This window comes from Kitasatospora sp. NPDC048298, from assembly GCF_043201465.1.
In the GTDB taxonomy this organism is placed as follows: domain Bacteria; phylum Actinomycetota; class Actinomycetes; order Streptomycetales; family Streptomycetaceae; genus Kitasatospora.
The window spans coordinates 26934-51477 of record NZ_JBICYZ010000002.1 but is presented as its reverse complement, the minus strand read 5'-3'; the positions used below and the strand labels follow the sequence as shown (position 1 = coordinate 51477).

Genomic DNA, 24544 nt, shown 5'->3' with positions numbered 1-24544 from the left:
ACCGGTTCAGGCGTCACCGCCGCCAACCTGGCGAACCTATGCGGTCAGAGCATTAGCCGCCCGCCTCGTGCGGGAAGTCGGACTGGCCGACTTCCTGCGCGTTGGGGTGAACCGGTTGTCGGCAGTGGCGCCGTCTGTTGGGCTGGCCGGATGGGTCACCTGGATGAGCAGAGCAGGCCTGCGGCGTATGACCGCATCGGCGTCGGGTACCGGCGGATCCGGCGGCCGGATCCACGGCTGCACGCGTTGATCGGGTCCGCGCTGCGGGGGGCGCGCACGGTGGTCAACGTCGGGGCGGGGGCGGGGTCGTACGAGCCGGAGGGCGCCGAGGTCACGGCCGTCGATCCGTCGCAGGTCATGCTCGACCAGCACCCCGGGCGGCGGAAGATCAAGGCTTCGGCCTCGCAACTCCCCTTCGCGGGCGGGGCGTTCGACGCGGCGATGGCCGTGCTGACCGCCCACCACTGGCCGGATCTGCAGCAGGGGCTCGCCGAGCTGCGGCGGGTCGCGCGGCGGCAGGTGGTGTTCACCTGGGATCCGGCGCACCGGCCGCAACTGTGGCTGTTGGAGGACTACCTGCCGGAGATCCGGGAGCTGGAGGACGGCCGCTTCACCCCGCTCGCCGAGGTGGTGGAGGCCCTGGACGCCCACACCGTGCTGCCGTTCCCCATCCCGCACGACTTCACCGACGGCTACCAGGCCGCCTACTGGCGGCGGCCCGAGCTCTACCTCGACCGGGCCGTCCGGCAGGCCAGTTCGACCTTCGCGACGCTGCCTCCGGAGGTGGTGGAGCCGGCGGTCGAGCGGCTGCGGGCCGACCTGGCCTCGGGGGAGTGGCACCGGCGGTACGCCGACCTGCTCGACCGGGAGAGCGTGGACTACGGCTACCGCCTGATTATCGCGGGCAAATAGGCCGGGTATCGGCTGCGGCCGCCGCGCGGGAAGTCGGACCGGCCGACCTCCCGTGCGGCGTCGGTCACTTGACGAACACGCTGGCGCCGAACTCCTGGGTCGTGTGGCTGCAGGGGGAACGACCGCGATCACGTGCCCGGTGCAGTTCGGGCCGTCGTACACCAGGGCGTACTCGTCGGTGTTGTTCCGCGTGATGAGCGGAAAGATCGGGTTGTCGATGACCACGTTGGGGGAGATGGCGAGCTGCCCGTCGGCGGCGAGGGTGCCGAGTGCGGTCGTGAGGCGTCGCATGATGACACCTTGGGAGTGGAGGGTCGGGTCCGGGGCCGATGCGGCCCCGGAAGCAGCCTCCCCGCCCGCCGGGGAAGCCGCCGGCCCCGTGCGCCGAGCGGGCGACACGTATGCGCACCAGCGGGCGCGGCCCCGGCGGGTCAGAGGCCGAAGTGGGTGGCGATGCCGTCGAGGACGCAGTCGAGGCCGGTCTCGAACTGCCAGTCGGGGTCGTCCTTGCGGGTGGCCTCGTGGAGGTAGCGCTGGTAGCGGGGGTAGCGGCCGGTGCTCATCAGCCAGCTCATCCGGGAGGCCAGGCCGGCCCGGGTCTGGTCGCCGTCGGACCAGCCGCGTTCGCGGCGCAGGGTCGCGAGGGTGATCTCGGTGGTGACCGAGCCGTGGACGTAGCCGGTGACGGTGCGGAACACCGCCATGGTGGTGTCGGCGTCCAGGCCGTGCTCGGCGAGGGCGGCGAACGCGTGCTCGGGGACTGCCAGTTGGTTGGGGCTGAGGGAGAACGGGGTGGCCGCCCGGACGGTCCAGGGGTGGGCCAGGTGCATGGCCCGCAGGTGGACGGCCAGGGTGCGCATGGTGTCCCGCCAGTCCTCGGCGGGGGCGTCCAGGGGGAGCCGGCCGTAGGCGAAGTCGACCATCAGCTCGATGAGTTCGTCCTTGCCGGAGACGTACCGGTAGGCGGCCATCGGGGCGACGCCGAGTTCGGCGGCCAGTCGGCGCATGGTGACGGCGTCCAGGCCCTCGGCGTCGGCGATGGCGACCGCGGTCTCGGCGATCCGGTGCGGGGTCAGGGTGGTGCGCGGCGCGGGGGCCGGGCGGGCCAGGCGCTCCCAGAGTGGGACCTGGGTTCTGTCGCTGTCGCCACTGGGGGCCTGCTGGGCGGGCATGGGGCGGGCTCCTTCCGGCCGGGATCGTTCTCACCGTAGCACTTCTGGTGTACGGCGTATCGGCAGTGGACGGCGTACGCGTCGATGTGTACGTTGTATTCGACTGATACGCCGTACACAGCGCCCATCCCGGAGGGGGATTCCCATGTCCACGGAGCAGAACCTGAAGGTCGCCGTCCTCGTCGGCAGCACCCGCGAGGGCCGTTTCGGCCCGGTGGTCGCCGACTGGCTGCTCGGCCACCTCGAAGCGCGCGGCGACCTGACCGCCGACCGGATCGACCTGGTGGAGACCCCGCTGCCCGTCACCTTCCCGTCCTTCGGCGGTGAACTGGCGCCGGGTGACGCCGAGTTGCTGGCCGCCGTGTCGCCCCGGCTGGAGGCGGCCGACGCGTTCGTGATCGTCACGCCCGAGTACAACCACAGCTTCCCGGCCCCGCTGAAGAACGCCATCGACTGGCACAACCGGCAGTGGCACGGCAAGCCGGTCGGCTTCGTCTCGTACGGCGGCCTGTCCGGCGGCCTCCGCGCCGTCGAGCAACTCCGCGTGGTAATGGCCGAGTTGAACGCCGCGACGATCCGCAACACGGTCAGCTTCCACAGCGCCGCGCAGTGCTTCGACGCCGACGGCAGGGCGGTCGACCCGGCCGCCGACGCGGCCGCCAAGACCATGCTCGACCAGCTCACCTGGTGGGCCCAGGCGTTGCGGGACGCCCGCCGGGCCCGCCCGTTCGCGGCCTGAGCCGACGGGGGGAGGTACGAACGCCATGGCCAGCGAACCCGCCACCGAGCCCGCCACCGAACCCGCCACCGGCCCGGTCACCGGTCCCGCCACCGGCCCCGCCGTCGAACCCGCCGCCGAGCAGCGGCCCAAACCGCGGCTGCTCGGCGTGGTCGGGCTGATGCTCGGCATCTTCCTCGCGGCCCTCGACGGGGAGATCATCAGTACCGCGCTGCCCACCGTCGTCGGCGACCTCGGCGGGCTGGAACACCTCTCCTGGGTCATCACCGCGTACCTGCTGACCTCCGCCGCCACCACCCCGCTCTGGGGCCGGCTCGGCGATCTGTACGGACGCAAGGGCGCCTACCAGTGGGCGGTGGTGCTGTTCCTCGCGGGCTCGGTGCTCTCCGGGCTCGCCCAGGACATGGCGCAGCTGGTCGCCTTCCGGGGCCTCCAGGGGATCGGCGCGGGTGGGCTGATGGTCGGCGCGCTCTCCGTGATCGGGGTGCTCGTCCCGGCCGACGACCGGGCCCGGGTGCAGTCGGTGATCGGCGTGCTGATGCCGATCGCGTTCGTCGGCGGCCCGCTGGCCGGCGGCTTCCTCACCGAACGCCTCAGCTGGCGCTGGGCCTTCTACGTCAACCTGCCGATCGGGCTGTTCGCGCTGCTCGCGGTCGGCGTCGGGGTGCAGCTGCGGACCGAGCGCGTGCGCGCCCCGTTCGACTGGACCGGGGTCGTCCTGCTGACCACCGGCATCACCGCGCTCACCCTGGTCGGCAGCTGGGGCGGCGTCGCCTACTCCTGGACCTCCCCGCAGCTCCTCGGCGCGGCGGCGGTCGCGGCGGTCGCGCTCGGCTGGTTCGTCCGGACCGAACTGCGCGCCCCGGGGCCGCTGATCCCGCCCGCCCTGTTCCGCAACCGCAACTTCACGGTCGCCCAGGTGCTCGGCTTCCTGGCCGGAGCGCTCATGCTCGCCCTGATCGGCTACCTGCCGCAGTACCTCCAGTTCGTCCAGGGCGCCTCGCCCACCGTCGGCGGGTTGCTCCTGCTGCCCCTGATGCTCGGCATGATGGGCACCCAGCTGGTGACGGCGCGGCTGATGGGCCGGCCGGGCGGCGAGCGGCGCTACCCGCTGCTGGGCGGCGCGCTGGCGTTCGCCGGGGCCGCCCTGCTCCTGTTCCTCGGCACCGGTACGCCGGTGGCCCTCGCCTCGGGGCTCACCCTGGTCGCCGGGGTCGGGATCGGCCTGTTGACCCAGAGCACCCTGCTGACCTCGATGGGCGCCGTGCCGCCGCGGGACATGGGCGCGGCGATGGGCGTGGTCACCCTGCTGCGCAGCATCGGCGGCTCGCTCGGCATGGCCGTGCTCGGCGCGGTCTACACGGCGCGGCTCACGAGCTCGCTCGCGGAGCGCCTGGGGCCCGCCGAGGCCGACCGCCTCACCGGCGGCGGTGGTCTGACCCCGTCCGCCCTGGCCGGGCTCCCGACCGGGGTCCGCGACGCGGTCGGGGTCGCGGTCACGGGCGGCCTGCACGGTACGGCCGCGGGCGGTGCGCTGTTGGCGGCGGTGGCCACCGCGGTGGCCTGTCTGGCCCGCCCGTCCAGGGCTCCGGGCCCGGTCGGGACGGGCACCGCCGCCGGCGCCGCGGCCGGCGCCGCGGCCGGGGCCGGGGCCCGGGCGGAGGCGGGCAGCTGAGGCGCACGGGACGTGCGAAGGCCCCCGGGCGGAGGGGAACTCCGCCCGGGGGCCGTCAGACCGCCGCGATCAGCACTCGATGACGTTCACGGCGAGGCCGCCGCGCGAGGTCTCCTTGTACTTGATCTTCATGTCGGCGCCGGTCTCCTTCATCGTCTTGATCGCCTTGTCCAGCGAGACGTGGTGCCGCCCGTCGCCGCGCAGCGCCATCCGGGCCGCGGTGACGGCCTTGACCGAGGCCATGCCGTTGCGCTCGATGCAGGGGATCTGGACCAGGCCGCCGACCGGGTCGCAGGTGAGGCCGAGGTTGTGCTCGATGCCGATCTCGGCGGCGTTCTCGACCTGCTCGGGGGTGCCGCCGAGGACCTCGGCGAGGCCGCCCGCGGCCATCGAGCAGGCGGAGCCGACCTCGCCCTGGCAGCCGACCTCGGCGCCGGAGATGGAGGCGTTCTCCTTGAAGAGCATGCCGATGGCGCCGGCCGCGAGGAGGAAGCGGACGATGCCGTCCTCGTCGGCGCCCGGAATGAAGTTCAGGTAGTAGTGCAGGACGGCCGGGATGATCCCGGCGGCGCCGTTGGTCGGCGCGGTGACCACCCGGCGGCCGGAGGCGTTCTCCTCGTTGACCGCCATCGCGTAGAGGGTCACCCACTCCATCGCGTTGGCCGGCCCGATGCCCTCGGCGCGCAGCGTCCGCGCCGCGGCGGCCGCCCGGCGGCGGACCTTCAGGCCACCCGGCAGGATGCCCTCGCGGGTCATGCCGGCCCGCACGCACTCCTGCATCACGGACCAGATCTCCAGCAGCCCGGTGCGGATCTCCTCCTCGCTGCGCCAGGCCTTCTCGTTCTCCAGCATCAGGCCGGAGATCGACAGCCCGGTCTCCCGGCTGAGCCGCAGCAGCTCGTCACCGGTGCGGAAGGGGTACTTCAGCACGGTGTCGTCGGGCTTGACCCGGTCCGCGCCGATGGCGTCCTCGTCCACCACGAAGCCGCCGCCGACCGAGTAGTAGGTCTTCTCCAGCAGGGTCGAGCCGTCCGCCGCGTACGCCCACAGGGTCATGCCGTTGGCGTGGTACGGCAGCGAGCGGCGGCGGTGCAGGACCAGCTGGCTGTCCGGGTCGAAGTCGATGGTGTGCTCGCCGAGCAGGCTGATCCGCTTCTCGGCGATGATCCGCTCGACGTCCTTGTCGGCCTGGTCGACGTCGACGGTGCGGGGCGAGGCGTCCTCCAGGCCCAGCAGGACGGCCTTCGGGGTGCCGTGGCCGTGGCCGGTGGCGCCGAGCGAGCCGTACAGCTCGGCGCGCACGCCGGTGACCCCGTCCAGCAGGCCTTCGGTGCGCAGTCGGCGGGCGAACATCCGGGCGGCGCGCATCGGGCCCACGGTGTGGGAGCTCGACGGGCCGATGCCGATGGAGAAGAGGTCGAAGACGCTGATGGCCACGGGGGACGTCCTTGTCTGGTCTCGTGGAAGGACTTGCAGGCAGGGGAGGGCTGACACGGGACGGGGCACCGCACGCACTGTCCAGTGTGCGCGGTGCCCCGGGGTCCCCAGGTACGCCGGCGGGGTGAGGCCGGTCACCTGTTCCTGAGCCCGACCGGGCCCTGGAAGGACTACTCCTGGTTGCCCAGGTTGGGGTACAGCGGGTACTTGTCGGCCAGGGCGGTGACCCGGGCCTTGAGGGCGGCGGCGACGGTCTCGTCGAAGGCGGGCTTGAGCGCCTCGGCGATGATGTCGGCGACCTCGCGGAAGTCCTCGGCCTGGAAGCCGCGGGTGGCCAGGGCCGGGGTGCCGATGCGCAGGCCCGAGGTGACCATCGGCGGGCGCGGGTCGTTCGGGATCGCGTTGCGGTTGACGGTGATGCCGACCTCGTGCAGCCGGTCCTCGGCCTGCTGGCCGTCGAGCTGGCTGTTGCGCAGGTCGACCAGGACCAGGTGGACGTCGGTGCCGCCGGACAGCACGCTGGCGCCGGCCTCGGCCACGTCGGCCTGGAGCAGGCGCTCGGCGAGGATGCGGGCGCCGTCCAGGGTACGCTGCTGGCGCTCCTTGAACTCCTCCGAGGCCGCGACCTTGAAGGCGACCGCCTTGCCGGCGATCACGTGCTCCAGCGGGCCGCCCTGCTGACCGGGGAAGACCGCGGAGTTGATCTTCTTGGCGAACTCGGCCTTGGACAGGATGACGCCGCCGCGCGGGCCGCCCAGGGTCTTGTGGGTGGTGGTGGTGACCACGTCCGCGTAGGGCACCGGGTTCGGGTGCAGCCCGGCGGCCACCAGGCCGGCGAAGTGCGCCATGTCCACCATGAGCAGCGCGCCGACCTCGTCGGCGATCCGGCGGAACGCGGCGAAGTCGAGCTGGCGCGGGTAGGCCGACCAGCCGGCGATGATCAGCTTCGGCTGGTGCTCCTTGGCGAGGCGCTCGACCTCGGCCATGTCGACCTGGCCGGTCTTCTCGTCCACGTGGTACGCGGCCACGTTGTAGAGCTTGCCGGAGAAGTTGATCTTCATGCCGTGGGTCAGGTGGCCACCGTGGGCCAGGCTCAGGCCCAGGATGGTGTCGCCCGGCTGGATCAGCGCGAACATCGCGGCGGCGTTGGCCTGCGCGCCCGAGTGCGGCTGGACGTTGGCGTGCTCGGCGCCGAACAGGGCCTTGATGCGGTCGATCGCGATCTGCTCGACCACGTCGACGTGCTCGCACCCGCCGTAGTAGCGGCGGCCGGGGTAGCCCTCCGCGTACTTGTTGGTGAGGACCGAACCCTGCGCCTCCATGACCGCCACCGGGGCGAAGTTCTCGGAGGCGATCATCTCCAGGGTGGTCTGCTGGCGGTGCAGCTCGGCGTCGACCGCGGCGGCGATCTCCGGGTCGAGGGCGTGCAGGGACTGGTTGAGAACCGTCATGGTGTGGTCTTCCCGGTGGAGGAGAGCGGAGGGACGGTGGGGGCGGGCCGGCGAGCGGCCCGCCCGGTCACGGGCTGGTCAGCCGCCGATGAAGGCGGTGTACTCGTCCGCGCTGAGCAGCGTGTCGGTGGCCTCGACGCGCACCTTGAACAGCCAGGCGTTCCCGAACGGGTCCGCGTTCACGGAGGCCGGGTCGTCGATGACGTCCTGGTTGATCTCGGTGACCTCGCCGGTGGCCGGGGAGAACAGGTCGCTGACCGACTTGGTGGACTCCAGCTCGCCGCAGGTCTCACCGGCGGTCACGGTGTCGCCGACCGCGGGCAGCTGCACGTAGACGATGTCACCGAGCGCGGTGGCGGCGTGCTCGGTGATGCCGACCGTGGAGACACCGTCCTCGGCGGCCGTCAGCCACTCGTGCTCCTTGGTGTACTGCAGGTGCTGGGGGTTGCTCATGGCGTCATTCTCCAGGATGGGAAGCGGGCACGACGAAGCGGGCCGCCGCGCGGACGGCTGCGACGTGCGTGTATGGGAAAAACGGGGGCGGGACGAAGACTCAGCGGGCGCGCTTGTAGAACGGCAGCGCCACGACCTGGACGGGCTCGTGCTTGCCGCGGACGTCCACCGCGACGGTGGTGCCGGGCTCCGCGTGGGCGGCGTCGACGTAGGCCATCGCGATCGGCTGGCCGAGCGTCGGGGACGGCGCGCCGGAGGTGATCCGGCCGATCGGCTCGCCCTCGGTGGAGACCACGGTGTACTCGGCGCGCGGCACCCGCTTGCCCTCGGAGACCAGGCCGACCAGCTTCTTCGGCGGGTTGGTCTCGGCCGCGGCGGCGGCCTGCTCCAGCGCCTTGCGGCCGACGAAGGCGCCCTCGTTGGTGGTCTTGTCGAAGCGGACGACCCGGCCCAGGCCGGCGTCGAACGGGGTCAGGTCGGTGGACAGCTCGTGCCCGTACAGCGGCATGCCGGCCTCCAGGCGCAGCGTGTCGCGGCAGGACAGGCCGCACGGGATCAGGCCGTGGCCCTCGCCGGCGGCGGTAAGCGCCTGCCAGACGGGCTCGGCGTCGACCGGGTGGCAGAAGATCTCGAAGCCGTCCTCGCCGGTGTAGCCGGTGCGGGCGAGCAGCACGTCGCGGCCGGCCACCTGGGCCGGGAGGATCGCGTAGTACTTCAGGCCGGGCAGGTCGGCGTCGGTGGTCTTCGCCAGGATGCCGGTGGCCTCCGGGCCCTGGACGGCGATCAGCGCGTAGGTGTCGCGGTCGTCGGTGACGACGGCGTCGAAGCCCTTGGCGCGGGCGATCAGCTCGTCGAGGACCAGCTGGGCGTTCGAGGCGTTGGCGACGACCAGGAAGGCGTCCTCGCGCAGGCGGTAGACGATCAGGTCGTCCAGGATGCCGCCGTCCTCGGCGCAGATCATGGTGTAGCGGGCGCGCAGCACGCCGAGCGCGGAGACGAAGCCGACCAGCGCGTGGTCCAGCATCTCGCCGGCCTGCGGGCCGGTGACGGTGATCTCGCCCATGTGCGAGAGGTCGAACAGGCCGGCCTTGGTGCGGACGGCGAGGTGCTCCTCGCGCTCGCTGCCGTAGCGCAGCGGCATGTCCCAGCCGGCGAAGTCGGTCATGGTCGCGCCGAGGGCGCGGTGCAGCGCGTCGAGCGCGGTCAGGCGGAGGGACGACATGGCCAGGAACTCCTCGGTCGGGGCACTCAGGGGTGCACGCACCGGATCGGACCCGCTCGGGGGCCGACCCTGCGCGCGGGCATGCGGCGGCGTGGGTCTCCCCATCTGTCGTCGAACCTGAGAGCTTCACCGCCCGCCGCCCGCAGCCGTTTCCAGCTTGGGGGACAGCATGACGGCTTGCACCGTGGGTGGGCACACGACATGGCCGTGCGCCGCTTTCCAGATGTGCCTAACCCGTGCGGTAGGGGTGCCTGAGAGATTCCGGGGAGGACTTGCTCCTTCGGCGCCGGCTGTGCCTGAGCGGCACTCCGGGCTCTCCCGCGCGGGTTCGAGCGGCCGGTGTGGAGTTGTAGGGGCCCGCGGCGCATGCCGTCGGACGGGCACATCATGGCACGTCCCGGGCGACGAGGGGAGGGGGGACCCGGTCACACCGCGCGGTATCCGGACACGGGCCCCGGACGGCACCCGAACACGAGGCCGGGGTACGCCCGAGGCCGGGCCCCGGACAGCACCCGAACACGAGCCCTAAAGAGGAAGGCCCCGGGGCCCTAGACTGCTGCGCGTCGGCGCAGCAGTGGGCGGCCGACCAGCAGAGGGCGGAATCGGCGGCGCATGGGGTACCCGGTGGAGCAGCAGCAGGGGTGGGGCGGACCGGAGGAGGCGCCGGCGGGTGGCTCCTGGCCGGCCAACGAGCTGGAGCAGGTGCTGACCGCGGCCCTGGGGGACCCGGGCGCGACGCCGCGGGTGATCGAGGTGCTGGCGCGCAGCCAGGTGTGGGTGCCGCTGCCGGCCGGGGCCGACCCGCAGGGGCAGTCGCTGGACCTGCCGACCATCGAGCTGGGCGGCGACCCGTACGTGCCGGTGTTCTCCTCGCAGGAGGTGTTCCTCCAGCAGGCGCCGGGGATGGCCTTCGCGATCGCGCCGGTGTGGGAGTTCGCCCGCGGGCTGCCGCTGGGCCTGGGCATCGCGGTGAACCCGGAGGCGGCGGTGGGCATACCGGTGCCGCCGCAGGGGGTCGCCGAGCTGCGCCGCGGTCCGCGCGCGGACCGCTGGGAGGGCGCCGGCGACGCGTCGGAGCCGACCGGCGGGCGGGTGGCGCTGCGCGAGCCGGTGCCGGGCGAGGACCCGGAGCACTTCCTGGCCGCCTGCCGGAGCGAACTGTCCGCGCTGCCCGGGGTGCTGACCGCCCGCAGGGCGCTGGCCAGCATCGAGGGCGAGCCGACCGTGATGTTCGTGGGCGTCCAGCTGGACGCGGCGGCACCGGCCGATCCGGCCGCGGTGAACGAGGCACTCGGGCGAGCCCTGGGAACCGCGCCGCTGCCCGGCGGCGTCCACCTCGTACTGCTCGACCTCGCCGACGACCCGGTGGTCGAGTGGCTGCTCACCCGGGTACAGCCGTTCTACGCGCGGGTCTGAGCGGGGTCCGTATCAAAGGCACGTCGCCGTGGCGGTGGCCGGTGCCGCGCCATAGGGTGCGTGCAGACGGCCGACGGGTCGGCGGGTTGAGGGAAAGAGGCGCGGCGAGGTGGGCGCATGAGTGCGGGAACGGGAGCGGGCGGTGTGCCGGGGCCCTGGGGCCAGGCACCGGCCGGGCGCCCGGGAGCTGATCCCGGCGCGTTGGAGCGCGCCCTGCGCGACGTCGCGCCGGAGCGCTACGACGCGTACGAGCGGCTGCTGCACGCGCTGGCGGACGGTCAGGTCTGGATGCTGCTGTGGCACGGCACGCCGGGCAGCCCGGACGCCCAGTACGGGAACATGGAGATCAGCGGCCACGGCTACGCGCCGGCCGTCACCTCGTCCGAGCAGCTGACCGCCTCCGGCTGGGCGCGGGCCCACGAGGTGGTCTCGGGCCGGGAGATCGCGGCCTCGCTGTACCGCACCCGCTGGGGCCTGTGGCTCAACCCGCACGCGCCCGGCGGCGGCGTCGGGGTGCCCTGGGCGGACCTCCGGCGGATCGCCGCGGGCCTGGACCGGCTGCCGGCGGGGCCGTTGAAGCTGAGCGAGCCGCAGCTGAACGCCCAGCCGTTCTTCGCGCTGCTGGAGCGGCAGGCCGTCGAGGTGCGCCCGGTGCGGGCGCTGCGCCGGGCCTGGGTGCAGCCCGCGGTGGGGGAGCCGTACCTGGCCATCGGCCTTGACCTGTACGAGAGTTCGCCGCCGGCCGTGGAGGCGGTGCGGGCGCTGATGCAGCGCGCGATCGCGGTGGCCCCGGAGGGGCTCGCGGTGTCCACGGTGGCGATGTCGGACGAGTACGACCCGGTGGCGCTGTGGATGCGCGCCAACGCGCGGCCGTTCTTCGACCGGGAGGCGGGGCGCCCGCCGACCGGCCCGTACCCGCCGGTGCCCCCGCCGCCGTACCCCGGGCAGTCGATGCCGGGCTACGCGTACGGCACCCAGCCGCCGGCCCAGGGCTGGCAGCAGCAACAACAGCAACAGCCGCCGCAGCGGCCGTGGCCCGGTTACCCCGGGAACTGATCCCCAAAACCCATTCCGCGAAGCCGACTTGATTGTCCATCAAGTCGGCTTCGATGCTTTCCGGACGAATTTCCGGATGTGTGCTCCGGTCATCTTGACATGGCAGTAACAGCTATGTGAAGAGGTATATGCGGAAGATCGGGGAGGTGCATGTGCGCAGATCACAGTTGGGCATCTGTCGGTTGGCAGGGCTGGCGCAAGTCAGTTCGGATGGCAGAGAGTTCTGCGCAACGCACCGCGCGTGCTGGAACCCCACAAAGGTGAGCGCGCACGCCGACAGCCCCGCCCACGCGACGCCCATCCCGCGTGGTGGCAGTGCCCGTGCACCACTCACTGCCGTCAAGACCGCTCCTCCACAGCACTTCCGCACGTCCGCAGCCGCACCGCCGAAGCCGGCGACCGGCACCCGTGGGCCGGCCACCGTCGGCGAGGGGACCAACTGACCATGACCGCATCCGTGACCACCGCCGGGAACGAACCGGAGGCACCAGCCGCCGAGAGCCCGGCCAAGAAGATCGAGGGCCGCTCCCTCGGCCAGATCGCCTGGACCCGCTTCAAGCGGGACAAGGCCGCCGTCGCCGGCGGCGTCGTGGTGATCGTGCTGATCCTGCTCGCCCTGCTGGCGAAGCCGATCGAGTCGTTGTTCGGGCTCGACCCGGACGCCCTCCACCAGGACCTCCTGGACGCCGACCTCGGTGGTCTGCCGTTCGGTGACTGGGGCGGCATGAGCATGGACCACCCGCTCGGCATCGACCCGCTGCAGGGCCGTGACCTGCTCACCCGCGTCATCGAGGGCTCCTGGGTCTCCCTGCTGGTCGCCTTCGGCGCGACCGTCCTGTCCAACACCATCGGCACCGTGCTCGGCATCATGGCCGGCTACTACGGCGGTTGGGTCGACACCGTGATCAGCCGGGTGATGGACGTCTTCCTGGCGTTCCCGCTGCTGCTGTTCGCCATCGCGATCTCGACCTCGCTCCAGGGCGGCGCGTTCGGCCTGCACGGCCTGCCGCTGCACATCCTGGTGCTGATCTTCGTGATCGGCTTCTTCAACTGGCCCTACATGGGCCGGATCGTGCGCGGCCAGACGCTCTCGTTGCGCGAGCGCGAGTTCGTCCACGCGGCCCGCAGCCTGGGTGCCCGCGGCCCGTTCATCCTGTTCAAGGAACTGCTGCCCAACCTGGTCGGTCCGATCCTGGTCTACTCGACCCTGCTGATCCCGACCAACATCCTCTTCGAGGCCGGGCTGAGCTTCCTCGGCGTCGGCATCCAGCCCCCGCAGGCCTCCTGGGGCGGGATGCTCCAGGACGCGATCCGGTACTACCAGGTGGACCCCCAGTACATGGTGGTCCCCGGCCTGGCGATCTTCGTCACCGTGCTCGCCTTCAACCTGCTCGGCGACGGCCTGCGCGACGCCCTCGATCCCAAGAACAACTGACCGAGCGTCATCGAGCAGCCCTGAACGATCGACTGACCCCGTGTCAAGACCCTCCACCGCCTCCACATCCCCAAGGGGTTGATCTCACCCATGCGTAGGTCCCGTACCGTCGCCCTGACCGCGGCGGCTGCCGCCGCGGTCCTGGTCGTGACCGGTTGCACCAGCTCGTCGAAGAGCGGCGGCTCCTCCTCGGCCTCCGGCTCCGCCGGGGGCGGCGCCAACGCGGCCACCAAGAGCATCGTCAACGCCTCGGACAAGAAGGGCGGGACGGTGACCTTCGAGATGAAGGGCACCCCGGACTCGCTCGACCCGGGCAACACGTACTACGCGTACATCTACAACTTCTCGCGTCTGTACGCCCGTTCGCTGACCACCTTCAACCCGGCGCCGGGCGAGGAGGGCAACAAGCTCGTCCCGGACCTGGCCGAGTCGGAGGGCAAGCAGAGCGCGGACGGCCTGACCTGGACGTACAAGCTGCGCGCGGGCCTGAAGTACGACGACGGCACCCCGATCACCTCGAAGGACGTCAAGTACGCCGTCGAGCGCTCCAACTTCACGGACGTGCTCACCAACGGCCCGACGTACTTCCGCAACCTGCTGGTGGACAACCCGACGCCGTACCAGGGTCCGTTCAAGGACAAGGAGGGCGGCCTCAACTCGATCGAGACGCCCGACGACCTCACCGTCGTCTTCCACCTCCAGCACCCGTTCGCGGACTTCGACTACCTGGTCGCCACCCCGCAGACCGCTCCGGTCCCGCAGCCGAAGGACACCGGCGCCGACTACGTCAAGCACATCGTGTCCTCGGGCTCCTACAAGTTCGAGTCCTACGAGGACGGCAAGCAGGCCGTCCTGGTGCCGAACCCCAACTGGGACAAGAGCACCGACCCGATCCGCAAGCAGCTCGGCGACAAGATCGTGCTCCGGTTCAACATCGACCAGGCCACCATCGACAAGGACCTGCTGGCCGGCAACGCCCAGGTCGACCTCGGCGGCACCGGCGTCGACCCGCAGACCCAGGCGCAGATCCTCCAGGACCCGAAGCTCAAGGCCAACACGGACAACGCCTACGGCGGCCGCCTGGTCTACCTGGCGATCAACTCCAAGCTCGCGCCGTTCGACAACGTCGAGTGCCGCAAGGCGGTCCAGTACGCGGTTGACAAGGTCTCGGTGCAGACCGCCCTGGGCGGCCCGATCCGCGGCCAGGTCGCCAACACGGTGCTCCCGCCGGACATCCCGGGCCACCAGGACTTCAACACCTTCGAGACCAAGGACAACAAGGGCGACGAGGCCAAGGCCAAGGACGCCCTGAAGGCCTGCGGCAAGGAGGGCGGCTTCAACACCGTCATCTCCGCCCGCACCGAGCGCGCCACCGAGATCGCCGGCGCGACCTCGATCCAGGCGGCGCTGAAGAAGATCGGCATCAGCGCCGAGATCCAGCAGTACCCGTCGTCCAAGTACCTGACCGACAACGCCGGTTCGCCGAAGTTCGCGGCGGACCACAACATCGGCCTGATGATGATGCAGTGGGGCGCCGACTGGCCGACCGGCTACGGCTTCCTCCAGCAGATCGTCGACGGCCGCGCGGTCAAGGACACCGGCAACAACAACCTGGGCCAGCTGAACGACCCGGCGGTCAACAAGCTGATCGACGACGTCGCCGTCAACCCGGACAAGGCGGCCCGCGAGAAGATGTACGCGGACATCGACAAGAAGGTCATGGACTCGGCGGTCTACGTCCCGCTGACCTACTTCAAGGTCTTCCTGTACCGCCCGTCCAACGCCACCAACCTGGCCTCCACGTCGGCGTTCTCGGGTCAGTACGACTACCTGAACATCGGCACCACCAAGTAAGAGCCTGGCTCCGCATCCCTGAAGGCAGGTGAAGGCAGCGGCGCCCGCCGCCGTCCGGAAGACCCCGGACGGCGGCGGGCCGCCGGAGCCGCCCAACTGTGTTTGCCTACATCATCCGCAGGATCCTCGCGGCCCTGGTGCTGCTACTGGTCGTCAGCGCCGTCACCTTCGCGATCTTCTTCCTGCTCCCGCGCATCGCCGGTGAGACGGCCGACCAACTGGCCGCCCAGTTCATCGGGAAGAGCCCGTCCCCCGAGACGATCGCGGCGGTCAAGCAGAACCTCGGCCTCGACCAGCCGCTGTACGCCCAGTACTGGAAGTTCCTCAAGGGCCTGGTCGCCGGCGCCGAGTACAACTTCGGGCCGGAACCGGCCACCTGCCACGTGCCCTGCTTCGGCTACTCCTTCAAGAACCACCTCGAAGTCTGGCCCGAGCTGTCCAAGCGGATCCCGACGACCATCTCGCTCGCCGCCGGCGCGGCCGTGCTCTGGCTGGTCTCCGGCGTCGCCACCGGCGTCGTCTCCGCCCTGAAGCCGAAGTCGATCTTCGACCGGCTCTCCATGGGCATCGCGCTCGCCGGCGTCTCGCTGCCGGTCTTCTTCACCGGCGCGCTGCTGCTCACGCTGTTCAGCTACGAGTGGCCGATCCTGGACAACCTGCAGTACGTGGACTTCACGGACAACCCGCTGATGTGGGCCCGCAACCTGATCCTGCCGTGGATCTCGCTGGCCTTCCTCTACTCCGCGCTCTACGCCCGGCTCACCCGCGCCGGAATGCTGGAGACGATGAGCGAGGACTACATCCGCACCGCCCGGGCCAAGGGCCTGGCCGAGGGCAAGGTCGTCGCCCGGCACGGGCTGCGCGCCGCGCTCACCCCGATCGTCACGATCTTCGGCATGGACCTCGGGCTGCTGCTCGGCGGTGCGCTGATCACCGAGCAGGTCTTCTCGCTCCAGGGCGTCGGCCAGTTCGCCGTCCAGGCGATCACCGACAACGACCTGCCCAAGATCCTCGGCGTCACCCTGCTCGCCGCCTTCTTCATCGTCGTCTGCAACCTCGTGGTCGACCTCCTGTACGCCCTCGTCGACCCCCGGGTGAGGCTCTCGTGACCGACCTCCAGAAGACCCCGGCGGACGCCGCGCAGAGCCCGTCCGGCGACCCCTTCCTCTCCGTGCGCGACCTGCGGATCCACTTCGACACCGACGACGGCCTGGTCCGCTCGGTGGACGGGGTCAGCTTCGACCTGCACAAGGGGCGCACCCTCGGCATCGTCGGCGAGTCCGGCTCCGGCAAGTCCGTCACCTCGCTGGGCATCATGGGCCTGCACCGCTCCAAGCGGGCCCGGATCAGCGGCGAGATCCGGCTGAACGGCGAGGACCTGATCGCGGCCGGCCCGGACCGGGTGCGCCAACTGCGCGGCCGTGAACTGGCAATGATCTTCCAGGACCCGCTGACCGCGATGCACCCCTACTACACGGTGGGGCAGCAGATCGTCGAGGCCTACCGGGTGCACCACCCCCAGGCCTCCAAGAAGCAGGCCAGGGCCCGCGCCGTCGAGATGCTCGACCGAGTCGGCATCCCGCAGCCCGACCGCCGGGTGGACGACTACCCGCACCAGTTCTCCGGCGGCATGCGCCAGCGCGCGATGATCGCCATGGCGCTGGTCAACGACCCCTCGCTGCTGATCGCCGACGAGCCCACCACCGCCCTGGACGTCACCGTCCAGGCGCAGATCCTGGACCTCATCCGCGACCTCCAGGAGGAGTTCGGCTCCGCCGTCATCATCATCACCCACGACCTCGGGGTGGTCGCCGAACTGGCCGACGACGTCCTGGTCATGTACGGCGGCAAGTGCATCGAGCGCGGCCCGGCCGAGACCCTCTTCGACGCGCCCGAACACCCCTACACCTGGGGCCTGCTGGGTTCGATGCCGCGACTGGACCGGGAGCTCCAGGAGCGGCTGGTGCCGGTCAAGGGCACCCCGCCCAGCCTGATCAACGTGCCGTCCGGCTGCGCGTTCCACCCGCGCTGCCCGTACGCCGCCCTGACCGACGGGCGCTCCACGAGCGAGACCCCGGTGCTGGCCGAGGCCGCGCCCGGGCACTTCGCGGCCTGCCACCTGGCGGCCGGCGAGCGGCACCGCATCTTCGCCGAAGAGATCGCGCCCCTGCTGTGAGCCCGGCCTCGTACCACCTTTCTGGAGAGAACCGATGACGGACACTCAGGCGGCGTCGATCCCGTCGCCGGCCCCCGCCCCCGGCCGCGAGCCGCTGCTGAAGGTGGCCGGTCTGACCCGGCACTTCCCGATCCGCAGCGGTCTGATGCGGCGCCAGACCGGCGCGGTGCGGGCCGTCGACGGCATCGACTTCACGGTCAACGCCGGCGAGACCCTGGGCGTCGTGGGCGAGTCCGGCTGCGGCAAGTCGACCATGGGCCGACTCGTCACCCGGCTCGACGAACCGACCGGCGGGACCATCGAGTTCGAGGGCACCGACATCACCCACCTGGGCGTCGGGGCGATGCGGCCGCTGCGCCGCGACATCCAGATGATCTTCCAGGACCCGTACTCCTCGCTGAACCCCCGGCACACCGTCGGCACCATCGTCGGCGCGCCGTTCAAGCTCCAGGACGCGGTGCCGGAGGGCGGCCTCAAGAAGGCCGTCCAGGAGCTGCTGGAGCTGTGCGGGCTCAGCCCCGAGCACTACAACCGCTACCCGCACGAGTTCTCCGGCGGCCAGCGCCAGCGCATCGGCATCGCCCGGGCGCTCGCGCTGAAGCCGAAGATGATCGTCGCGGACGAGCCGGTCTCCGCGCTGGACGTCTCGATCCAGGCGCAGGTGGTCAACCTGCTGGACGACCTCCAGACGGAGCTCGGGCTGACCTACCTGATCATCGCGCACGACCTCTCGGTGGTCCGGCACGTCTCGGACCGGGTCGCGGTGATGTACCTCGGCAAGATCGTGGAGATCGCCGACCGGGACTCGCTCTACCGCAGCCCGAAGCACCCGTACACCACCGCGCTGATGTCCGCCGTGCCCGTCCCCGACCCGCGCCGGCGCCAGCGCGCGGGCCGCGAGCGCATCCTGCTCAAGGGCGACGTCCCCTCGCCGATCAACCCGCCCAGCGGCTGCCGCTTCCGCACCCGGTGCTGGAAGGCGCAGGACGTGTGCGCGAGCCAGGAGCCGCCGCTGGTGACGCTCGGGACCGGGCACCAGGTGGCGTGCCACTTCCCCGAGAACGCCCCGGCGGACGCCACGGCCTGAGGCCCTCGACGAGAAGAGGCCGCCCGCCCGGGCTCGCGGGGCGGGCGGCCTCTTCGTCGAGACGTTCGTATTCGTCGAGACGGTCGTATCCGGATCATGAGCGTTTACCGGAGTACTCCGGGACATCGGGTACACATGGACGGTGACATCCCAGCTCTTCCCGTCCGAGGTGCAGCAGTCGCTGGACCTCGTCGGCATCTTCGTCTTCGCCCTCTCCGGGGGCCTGCTCGCCGTCCGCAAGAACATGGACATCTTCGGGATCTGTGTGCTGGCCGAGGCCACCGCCCTGGGCGGCGGGGTGATGCGCGACCTGGTCATCGGGGCCACCCCGGTCGCCGCGTTCACCAACCTCGGCTACTTCCTGACCCCGCTCGCCGCCGGGCTGGTGGTGTTCTTCCTGCACCCGGAGGTCGAGCGGATCAACCGGGCCGTGCAGACCCTGGACGCCCTCGGGCTCGGGCTGTTCTGCGTGACCGGCACCGCCAAGGCGCACGACTTCGGCCTCGGCGCGGTCGCGGCGATCGCGCTCGGCATGGTGACCGCGGCCGGCGGCGGCGTGATCCGCGACGTGCTGGCCGGGGAGATCCCCTCGCTGCTGCGCTGGGACCGCGAGATCTACGCCGTCCCGGCCCTGGTCGGCGCCACCGTGGTCGCGCTGCTGATCGGCACGAACCGGCTCACCGGCGTGACCGGCACCGCGGCCGCGCTCACCGCCTTCGGGCTGCGGATGCTCGCGCTGAAGTACGGCTGGCGTGCCCCGCGGGCCTGGCACCGCAACGGTTCTCGCACCAGCGAGGAGTAGGCGAGCCGCCGTACGCGAGCGAGATCGCCTCGGCGGTGCAGAGCAGTTCCGGCACCATCCGGGCCAGTTCGGCCGACGGCACCTCGCTCGCCGGGGCGCTCAGCGCGCAGGCCGCCACCGTCCGCCCGCCGCTGCCCGCGACCGGCGCGGCCACGCAGGTCACCGGCTCCCGGTGCTCGTAGGACTCGGCAGCCCAGCCCCGGCGGCGCACCGCCGCCAGCTCGGGCTCCTCGCGCTCGCCGTCCGCGGCCAGCCCGGCGAGCAGCACCCGGCCGACCGCCGTCCCGTCGACCGGGGCCCGGCGCCCGATCCGGGACGGCTCGGCACCCGGCGGCCCGGCCACCTCGTCCAGGTAGAGCACCTCGCCGTCGTGCAGCACGGCCAGCCGGACGGTGTAGCCGCAGCGGGCGTTGAGCGCGGCCAGGTACGGTGCGGCGACCTGCCGGACGTCGAAGTCCTCCAGCGCGCGGTGGGCCAGCGAGAGCACCCGGCCGCCGATCCGGTAGCGCAGGTCCGGCTGGCGGCGGGCGAAGCCGTGCTCCTCCAGGGTGCGCAGCAGCCGCAGGGCGGTGGACTTGTGCACCCCGAGGCTGCTGGCGGCCTGCTCCAGCGAGAGCGGCGCTTCGCCGAGTGCGTCGAGCAGGGTCAGCGCGCGGTCGACCGACTGCGACATGGCGTTTCCCGTGGATCCGGCTGACTGGTGGCGTCAGGCTAACCGCTGGGTGGCGCAGTGGTGCAAACCAGTGCCGGACGCGGCCGTCCGGCAGCGGTGCGCCGGCCCCGGCCCGGGGCGTGCGCGGCCGGTGGCCTGATCGGTCCGTAGGGCTGGATGGCCGCGCGACGGGGCGCTCTACAATCGGATGGTTATGCCATACCTGGACCATGCGGCGACCACGCCGATGCTGCCCGAGGCGATCGCCGCGATGACGGCGCACCTGGGGGTGGTCGGCAACGCCTCGGCCCTGCACGCGGCCGGCCGCCGGGCCCGCCGGGTGGTCGAGGAGTCCCGGGAATCGCTCGCCGATTCGCTGGGCGCCCGCCCCAGCGAGATCGTCTTCACCGGCGGCGGCACCGAGTCCGACAACCTGGCGGTCAAGGGCCTGTACTGGGCCCGCCGGGACGCCGACCCGGCCCGAACCCGGGTGCTGTGCAGCCCGGTCGAGCACCACGCGGTGCTGGACGCGGTGCACTGGCTCTCCGAGCACGAGGGCGCCGACGTCGAGTACCTGCCGGTGGACGAGTACGGGCGGGTGCACCCCGAGGCGCTGCGCGAGGCGATCGAACGCGATCCGGCCGCCGTGGCGCTGGTCACCGTGATGTGGGCCAACAACGAGGTCGGCACCGTCCAGCCGGTGCGCGAACTGACCGCCGTGGCGGCCGAGTACGGCATCCCGGTGCACGCCGACGCGGTGCAGGCGCTCGGTCAGGTCCCGGTCTCCTTCGCCGAGTCCGGCCTCACCGCGCTCACCGTCACCGGGCACAAGATCGGCGGCCCGTTCGGCATCGGCGCGCTGCTGCTCTCCCGGGGCGCCTCGCCCGTACCGCTGCTGCACGGCGGCGGGCAGGAGCGCGACGTGCGCTCCGGCACCCTGGACGCCCCCGGCGCGGCCGGCTTCGCGGCCGCCGCGACACTCGCCGTGGAGCGGCGGGCCGAGCACGCCGTCACGCTGGGCGCGCTGCGCGACGAGCTGGTGGCCTCGGTGCTGGCCGCCGTCCCGGACGCGATCCTCAACGGCGACCCGACGGCCGAGGGGCGGCTGCCCGCCAACGCGCACTTCTCCTTCCCCGGCTGCGAGGGCGACGCGCTGCTGATGCTGCTGGACGCCCAGGGCATCGAGTGCTCCACCGGCTCGGCCTGCTCGGCCGGGGTGCCGCAGCCCAGCCACGTGCTGCTCGCCATGGGCGTCGACCCGCTGCTGGCGCGCGCCTCGCTGCGGTTCTCGCTCGGGCACACCTCGGTGCGGGAGGATGTCACGGCGCTGGCGCAGGCCATCGGGCCCGCGGTGCAGCGGGCGCGCAACGCGGGGCTGGCCTCGGTCCGGCGGTAGGGCATGTACGGGAGCCCCGTACGCTTGTAGTCACCATGACTGACTTCCCTGGTGCCCCGACCACTCCGTCCACCGGCCGCCTGCGCGTGCTCGCGGCGATGTCCGGCGGAGTCGACTCCGCCGTCGCCGCCGCCCGCGCCGTCGAAGCCGGGCACGAGGTGACCGGCGTCCACCTGGCGCTCTCCGCCAACCCGCAGTCCTTCCGGACCGGCGCCCGCGGCTGCTGCACCATCGAGGACTCCCGGGACGCCTGGCGGGCGGCCGACGTGATCGGCATCCCCTTCTACGTCTGGGACCTCGCCGAGCGCTTCCGCGAGGACGTGATCGACGACTTCGTCGCCGAGTACGCGGCCGGGCGCACCCCCAACCCGTGCCTGCGCTGCAACGAGAAGATCAAGTTCGCGGCGCTGCTGGACAAGGCGATCGCGCTGGGCTTTGACGCCGTCTGCACCGGCCACTACGCCCGGATCGTCGACCTGCCCGACGGCTCGCGCGAGCTGCACCGCGCCGTCGACGCCGCCAAGGACCAGTCCTACGTGCTCGGCGTCCTCGACGCCGACCAGCTCGCCCACTCGCTGTTCCCGCTCGGCGACACCACCAAGGAAGCCATCCGCGAGGAGGCCGAGCGCCGCGGCCTGGCCGTCGCGAAGAAGCCCGACAGCCACGACATCTGCTTCATCGCCGACGGCGACACCCAGGGCTTCCTGGCCAAGCACCTCGGCACCGCGACCGGCGACATCCTCGACGTCGACGGCACCAAGCTCGGCGAGCACGACGGCGCGTACGGCTTCACCATCGGCCAGCGCAAGGGCCTGCGGATCGGCCGCCCGGCGGCCGACGGCAAGCCGCGGTACGTCCTGGACATCTCCCCGGTGAACAACACCGTGACGGTCGGCCCGGTCGAGGGCCTCGACGTCACCGGGCTGACCGCCATCCGCCCCCGCTGGTGCGGCACCGAAGCGCTGGCCGACGGCCGCTACACCGCCCAGCTGCGGGCCCACGGCGAGGAGGTGCCGGTGAGCGCCTCGGTGGTCGACGGCGAGCTGCGGGTCCGGCTGGACACCCCGGTGCGGGGCATCGCCCCCGGCCAGGCCGTGGTGCTGTACGACGGCACCCGCGTCGTCGGCTCGGCCACCATCGCCACGACGGAGCGCCCGGCCGTCACCGCCTGATCCCGCGTCATGGGGTGACCAAGCGGTCACCCCGTGACACGCGTGATCACATTTAGTGCTGGTACATGCCGTCGCCCGCCGACCTCGACCCCGGCACCCAGCTGACCTGCACCGCGACCTACACGCTGACCGACCAGGACATCGTCAACGGCACCATCAGCAACACCGCGACGGCCACCGGCACACCGCCGTCCGGCCCGCCGGTCACCTCGCCCCCGGCCGTCTCCTGCAGCCCGGTGCCGCCGTGCCCGGAGCCGGGGGACGGGTGGAAGACCGCTGCGCCGGCCATCGTCGAGCGCGACCGGAGGGTGCTGATGCTCAGCAGTAGCTGACGTTCCACGTCAACCAGCGAACGGGCCGCTCGTCGGCCCGTTCGCCTTTTTCATGACCTCCTGAGCGGGAGCACCTGGGCGGGCCGGTCGAGCCAGGCCCACTGCGCTTCCGCGGTGACCGTCAGCCCGAAGCGCTCGGGACCGGGGCAGCCGTGCTCCTCCCACCAGCGGTGGGCGGCCTCGACCTCGTCCCAGAGGCGGCGCGGGCCGTACTGCCAGACGGTGGGGTGGTCGCCGTCGGTGTCGACGGCGGCCCAGGAGCGGGTGTCGGTGGTCGCGACCCAGAGCCGCTTGTCGTCGGCGTCCCAGGCGGTCCAGGCGTCGCCGAGATGCAGGCCGAGGGCGAACCTGGCCTCCCAGTTGTCGCCAGTGATGTCGTGCGGGGACAGGGAGGTCTGGGATTCCTCCGGAACGTGGTCGTCACGGACGATGTCGCGGAAGATCCGCAGGTCCTGCCGCTGGCCGCGCATGAGCATGAAGGCGGAGTGCGGGCTGAACCGGCCGAGGGCCCGGCCGGGTTCGACGGTGAGCTTGAGCAGGCCCCAGCAGAGCATGGGGTTGTCCCAGGGGGTGAGGATGATGCCGCCGGGGCGCGTCTGCTCGATCCAGGACCACGGGACGCGGCGCACGGAGCAGGTGGAGACGATCCGGTCGTACGGCTGGCGGAGGGGCCAGCCGTCGGCGCCGTCCCCGCAGATCACCTCGACGTTGAGGCCCGATGCGTTGAGGGACGCCCAGGCCGTGCGGGCGATGTCGGAGTCGACCTCGACGGAGGCGACGTGGCCGTCGCCGAGGCGGTGGGCCAGGAGAGCGGCGTTCCAGCCGGTGCCGGTGCCGATCTCCAGGACGTTCATGCCGGGGCGGACGTCGAGGTCGCGGAGCATGCGGACGACGATGGAGGGGGCGGAAGCGGAGGAGGACGGCCAGGCGTCGGCGGGGTCGGGGAGTGCGGTGCCGTCGTTGACCTGGGTGACGATCGGGACGTCGGCGTAGGCCGCCTCGAACCAGCGGTCGTGGTCGGTGGAGAGGTCGCAGGGCTCGTAGTCGCTATCGGCGTTCTGCAGCCAGAGGCGGTGGGGGAGGAAGTGGTGGCGGGGGACGGCGGTGATGGCCGCCTGCCACTCGCGGGGGACCGGGCCGTCGAGGGATGCCTCGACGGCCCGGAGCAGGGCGCTGTTCGCGGCCTGCTCCGGTCGATGCGTCACTTGTTGTTCTCGTCCTTCTTGCTGTGCTTCGGTTCGGGCGCCGGGCGGGCGCTGTCGGGGGAGGGCTTGCTCGTGCCCGGGTCCTTCTTGCCGCCGTGCTTGCCGTCGCTGGGCTTGTCGGTTCCCCACGTCATGGGTGCTCCTGGGTGGTTGGTGGGTGGTGGCTACCGGTCCGGCGGCCTGGGCGTGGGCGGGTGCGGCGGGTTGGGCGGCGGGGGAGGCTTCGGTTCGCGCCTGGGCATGGCGGTGCTCCTTCGCGTGAGGGAGGGGTGGGTTGGTGGTCCCGCCCGCGCCGCCGGGCCGGCGGCGCGGGCGGGGGGTCAGTGGGGGGTGGAGAGGTCGGCGTGAACGACCTTGCCGAAGGGGAGGGGCGTGACGCCCCACCGGCCGTCGGTGAGTCGGTGGACCATTGCCAGCCCTCTCCCGGAGGTGGCCCCGGGCTCGGCTTTGACCAGCACCGGAATCACCCGCGAGCCGTCCCCGACGAGGATGCGGAGGGTGCGGTCGGTAGGCCGGCGCACCGCTACGACCATGCGCGTCTGGCAGCCGGTCTTGAGCGCGTTGGTGGTGAGTTCGCTGACGACCACCGAGGCGTCGTCCACGAGGTCGTCCAGCCCCCATTCCCGCAGCTTGCCGGAGACGAAGCGGCGGGCGGCTCCCACCGATTCGGCCTGGTACGGCAGGCAGATGGTCGCCGGTTCCAAGGGCGGGCGGGCGGCGTCGCCTCTCATGATGTTCGAGATGAGAGTCATCAGCGCTTCTCCTTGGTGCTGGGATCGTGGCCGCTGACGAATAGGCAACTGCACTGCGATGCTGCGGGTCCCGGTCCCAAGCCCGCTGTGCATGAGTTATGCAGATCGCGCATCACGGACCGTTTGCATGCGGCTACGCTCGGTGCAT

The 24544-nt window shown here is 72.0% G+C and carries 23 protein-coding genes and 1 riboswitch; of the genes, 14 read left to right on the top strand and 9 right to left on the bottom strand.

Annotation, left to right across the window (positions count from 1 at the left end; genetic code table 11):
* The first annotated feature begins 150 nt into the window (after positions 1–150).
* Positions 151–912, top strand: coding sequence for a class I SAM-dependent methyltransferase (locus tag ACGF0D_RS01465; protein WP_392913560.1), 762 nt, complete (start codon positions 151–153; stop codon positions 910–912).
* A 431-nt stretch (positions 913–1343) separates the two neighbouring features.
* Here ACGF0D_RS01465 and ACGF0D_RS01460 read toward each other — a convergent pair whose 3' ends face one another.
* Positions 1344–2084, bottom strand: a complete 741-nt coding sequence (locus tag ACGF0D_RS01460; protein ID WP_392872928.1) for a TetR/AcrR family transcriptional regulator — start codon at positions 2082–2084, stop codon at positions 1344–1346.
* Between the two features lie 145 nt (positions 2085–2229).
* Here ACGF0D_RS01460 and ACGF0D_RS01455 point away from each other — a divergent pair, with 145 nt between their 5' ends.
* Positions 2230–2823, top strand: coding sequence for an NADPH-dependent FMN reductase (locus ACGF0D_RS01455; RefSeq protein ID WP_392872925.1), 594 nt, complete (start codon positions 2230–2232; stop codon positions 2821–2823).
* 25 nt (positions 2824–2848) lie between these two features.
* Complete coding sequence (locus ACGF0D_RS01450) at positions 2849–4498, top strand: MDR family MFS transporter (protein WP_392913558.1); 1650 nt, start codon at positions 2849–2851, stop codon at positions 4496–4498.
* Between the two features lie 69 nt (positions 4499–4567).
* Here the strand turns inward: ACGF0D_RS01450 and ACGF0D_RS01445 are convergent, their stop codons facing one another.
* The 4 genes from ACGF0D_RS01445 to gcvT form a co-directional block, all read right to left on the bottom strand.
* Complete coding sequence (locus ACGF0D_RS01445; protein ID WP_392872919.1) at positions 4568–5935, bottom strand: L-serine ammonia-lyase; 1368 nt, start codon at positions 5933–5935, stop codon at positions 4568–4570.
* Positions 5936–6105: 170 nt separating this feature from the next.
* A complete protein-coding gene (glyA, locus tag ACGF0D_RS01440) occupies positions 6106–7386 on the bottom strand; it encodes a serine hydroxymethyltransferase (protein WP_392872916.1) in 1281 nt (426 codons plus the stop codon).
* 78 nt (positions 7387–7464) lie between these two features.
* Positions 7465–7839: a glycine cleavage system protein GcvH gene (gene gcvH, locus ACGF0D_RS01435; protein WP_392872914.1), complete on the bottom strand. Its 375-nt coding sequence runs from the start codon at positions 7837–7839 to the stop codon at positions 7465–7467.
* 100 nt (positions 7840–7939) lie between these two features.
* Positions 7940–9061: a glycine cleavage system aminomethyltransferase GcvT gene (gcvT, locus tag ACGF0D_RS01430; RefSeq protein ID WP_392872911.1), complete on the bottom strand. Its 1122-nt coding sequence runs from the start codon at positions 9059–9061 to the stop codon at positions 7940–7942.
* A gap of 229 nt (positions 9062–9290) precedes the next feature.
* A riboswitch (glycine riboswitch) is annotated at positions 9291–9392 on the bottom strand.
* Between the two features lie 281 nt (positions 9393–9673).
* Between gcvT and ACGF0D_RS01425 the strand changes: the two genes are divergently transcribed.
* The 8 genes from ACGF0D_RS01425 to ACGF0D_RS01390 all read left to right on the top strand — a co-directional run bounded on the left by ACGF0D_RS01425 (position 9674) and on the right by ACGF0D_RS01390 (position 18887).
* Positions 9674–10477, top strand: coding sequence for an enhanced serine sensitivity protein SseB C-terminal domain-containing protein (locus tag ACGF0D_RS01425; protein ID WP_392913556.1), 804 nt, complete (start codon positions 9674–9676; stop codon positions 10475–10477).
* Positions 10478–10594: 117 nt separating this feature from the next.
* On the top strand, positions 10595–11533 hold the full coding sequence (locus ACGF0D_RS01420; protein ID WP_392913554.1) for an enhanced serine sensitivity protein SseB C-terminal domain-containing protein: 939 nt from the start codon (positions 10595–10597) through the stop codon (positions 11531–11533).
* A 445-nt stretch (positions 11534–11978) separates the two neighbouring features.
* Complete coding sequence (locus ACGF0D_RS01415) at positions 11979–12968, top strand: ABC transporter permease (RefSeq protein WP_392872902.1); 990 nt, start codon at positions 11979–11981, stop codon at positions 12966–12968.
* 90 nt (positions 12969–13058) lie between these two features.
* Entirely contained in the window at positions 13059–14822 is a 1764-nt protein-coding gene (locus ACGF0D_RS01410) for an ABC transporter substrate-binding protein (RefSeq protein ID WP_392872899.1), read from the top strand.
* A 98-nt stretch (positions 14823–14920) separates the two neighbouring features.
* Complete coding sequence (locus tag ACGF0D_RS01405) at positions 14921–15931, top strand: ABC transporter permease (RefSeq protein WP_392872896.1); 1011 nt, start codon at positions 14921–14923, stop codon at positions 15929–15931.
* The gene (locus ACGF0D_RS01400; RefSeq protein WP_392872893.1) at positions 15928–16998 is read left to right on the top strand and encodes an ABC transporter ATP-binding protein; all 1071 of its coding nucleotides are present in this window, start codon (positions 15928–15930) and stop codon (positions 16996–16998) included. The genes ACGF0D_RS01405 and ACGF0D_RS01400 overlap by 4 nt, the downstream gene beginning before the upstream one ends.
* Before the next feature lie 34 nt (positions 16999–17032).
* On the top strand, positions 17033–18085 hold the full coding sequence (locus ACGF0D_RS01395) for an ABC transporter ATP-binding protein (RefSeq protein WP_392913552.1): 1053 nt from the start codon (positions 17033–17035) through the stop codon (positions 18083–18085).
* A 142-nt stretch (positions 18086–18227) separates the two neighbouring features.
* Positions 18228–18887 carry a trimeric intracellular cation channel family protein gene (locus ACGF0D_RS01390; protein ID WP_392872887.1) on the top strand — a complete coding sequence of 220 codons (660 nt, stop codon included), beginning with the start codon at positions 18228–18230 and terminating at the stop codon, positions 18885–18887.
* On the opposite strand, the gene ACGF0D_RS01385 is transcribed toward ACGF0D_RS01390, so the two are convergent.
* Positions 18793–19560, bottom strand: coding sequence for an IclR family transcriptional regulator (locus ACGF0D_RS01385; RefSeq protein ID WP_392913550.1), 768 nt, complete (start codon positions 19558–19560; stop codon positions 18793–18795). The two genes, ACGF0D_RS01390 and ACGF0D_RS01385, sit on opposite strands and share 95 nt — an antisense overlap.
* Before the next feature lie 193 nt (positions 19561–19753).
* Here ACGF0D_RS01385 and ACGF0D_RS01380 point away from each other — a divergent pair, with 193 nt between their 5' ends.
* The 3 genes from ACGF0D_RS01380 (at position 19754) to ACGF0D_RS01370 (ending at position 22439) form a co-directional block, all read left to right on the top strand.
* Positions 19754–20935 carry a cysteine desulfurase family protein gene (locus tag ACGF0D_RS01380; protein WP_392913548.1) on the top strand — a complete coding sequence of 394 codons (1182 nt, stop codon included), beginning with the start codon at positions 19754–19756 and terminating at the stop codon, positions 20933–20935.
* A 35-nt stretch (positions 20936–20970) separates the two neighbouring features.
* Positions 20971–22107 (top strand): tRNA 2-thiouridine(34) synthase MnmA, encoded by a 1137-nt coding sequence (gene mnmA, locus ACGF0D_RS01375; RefSeq protein WP_392872879.1) that lies wholly within the window; start codon positions 20971–20973, stop codon positions 22105–22107.
* 65 nt (positions 22108–22172) lie between these two features.
* The gene (locus tag ACGF0D_RS01370) at positions 22173–22439 is read left to right on the top strand and encodes a hypothetical protein (RefSeq protein ID WP_392913546.1); all 267 of its coding nucleotides are present in this window, start codon (positions 22173–22175) and stop codon (positions 22437–22439) included.
* Positions 22440–22489: 50 nt separating this feature from the next.
* On the opposite strand, the gene ACGF0D_RS01365 is transcribed toward ACGF0D_RS01370, so the two are convergent.
* The 3 genes from ACGF0D_RS01365 to ACGF0D_RS01355 form a co-directional block, all read right to left on the bottom strand.
* Entirely contained in the window at positions 22490–23644 is a 1155-nt protein-coding gene (locus ACGF0D_RS01365; RefSeq protein WP_392913544.1) for a methyltransferase domain-containing protein, read from the bottom strand.
* Positions 23641–23778 carry a hypothetical protein gene (locus tag ACGF0D_RS01360; RefSeq protein ID WP_392913542.1) on the bottom strand — a complete coding sequence of 46 codons (138 nt, stop codon included), beginning with the start codon at positions 23776–23778 and terminating at the stop codon, positions 23641–23643. The genes ACGF0D_RS01365 and ACGF0D_RS01360 overlap by 4 nt, the downstream gene beginning before the upstream one ends.
* Positions 23779–23964: 186 nt before the next feature.
* On the bottom strand, positions 23965–24396 hold the full coding sequence (locus tag ACGF0D_RS01355) for an ATP-binding protein (RefSeq protein WP_392913540.1): 432 nt from the start codon (positions 24394–24396) through the stop codon (positions 23965–23967).
* Between the last annotated feature and the right edge of the window lie 148 nt (positions 24397–24544).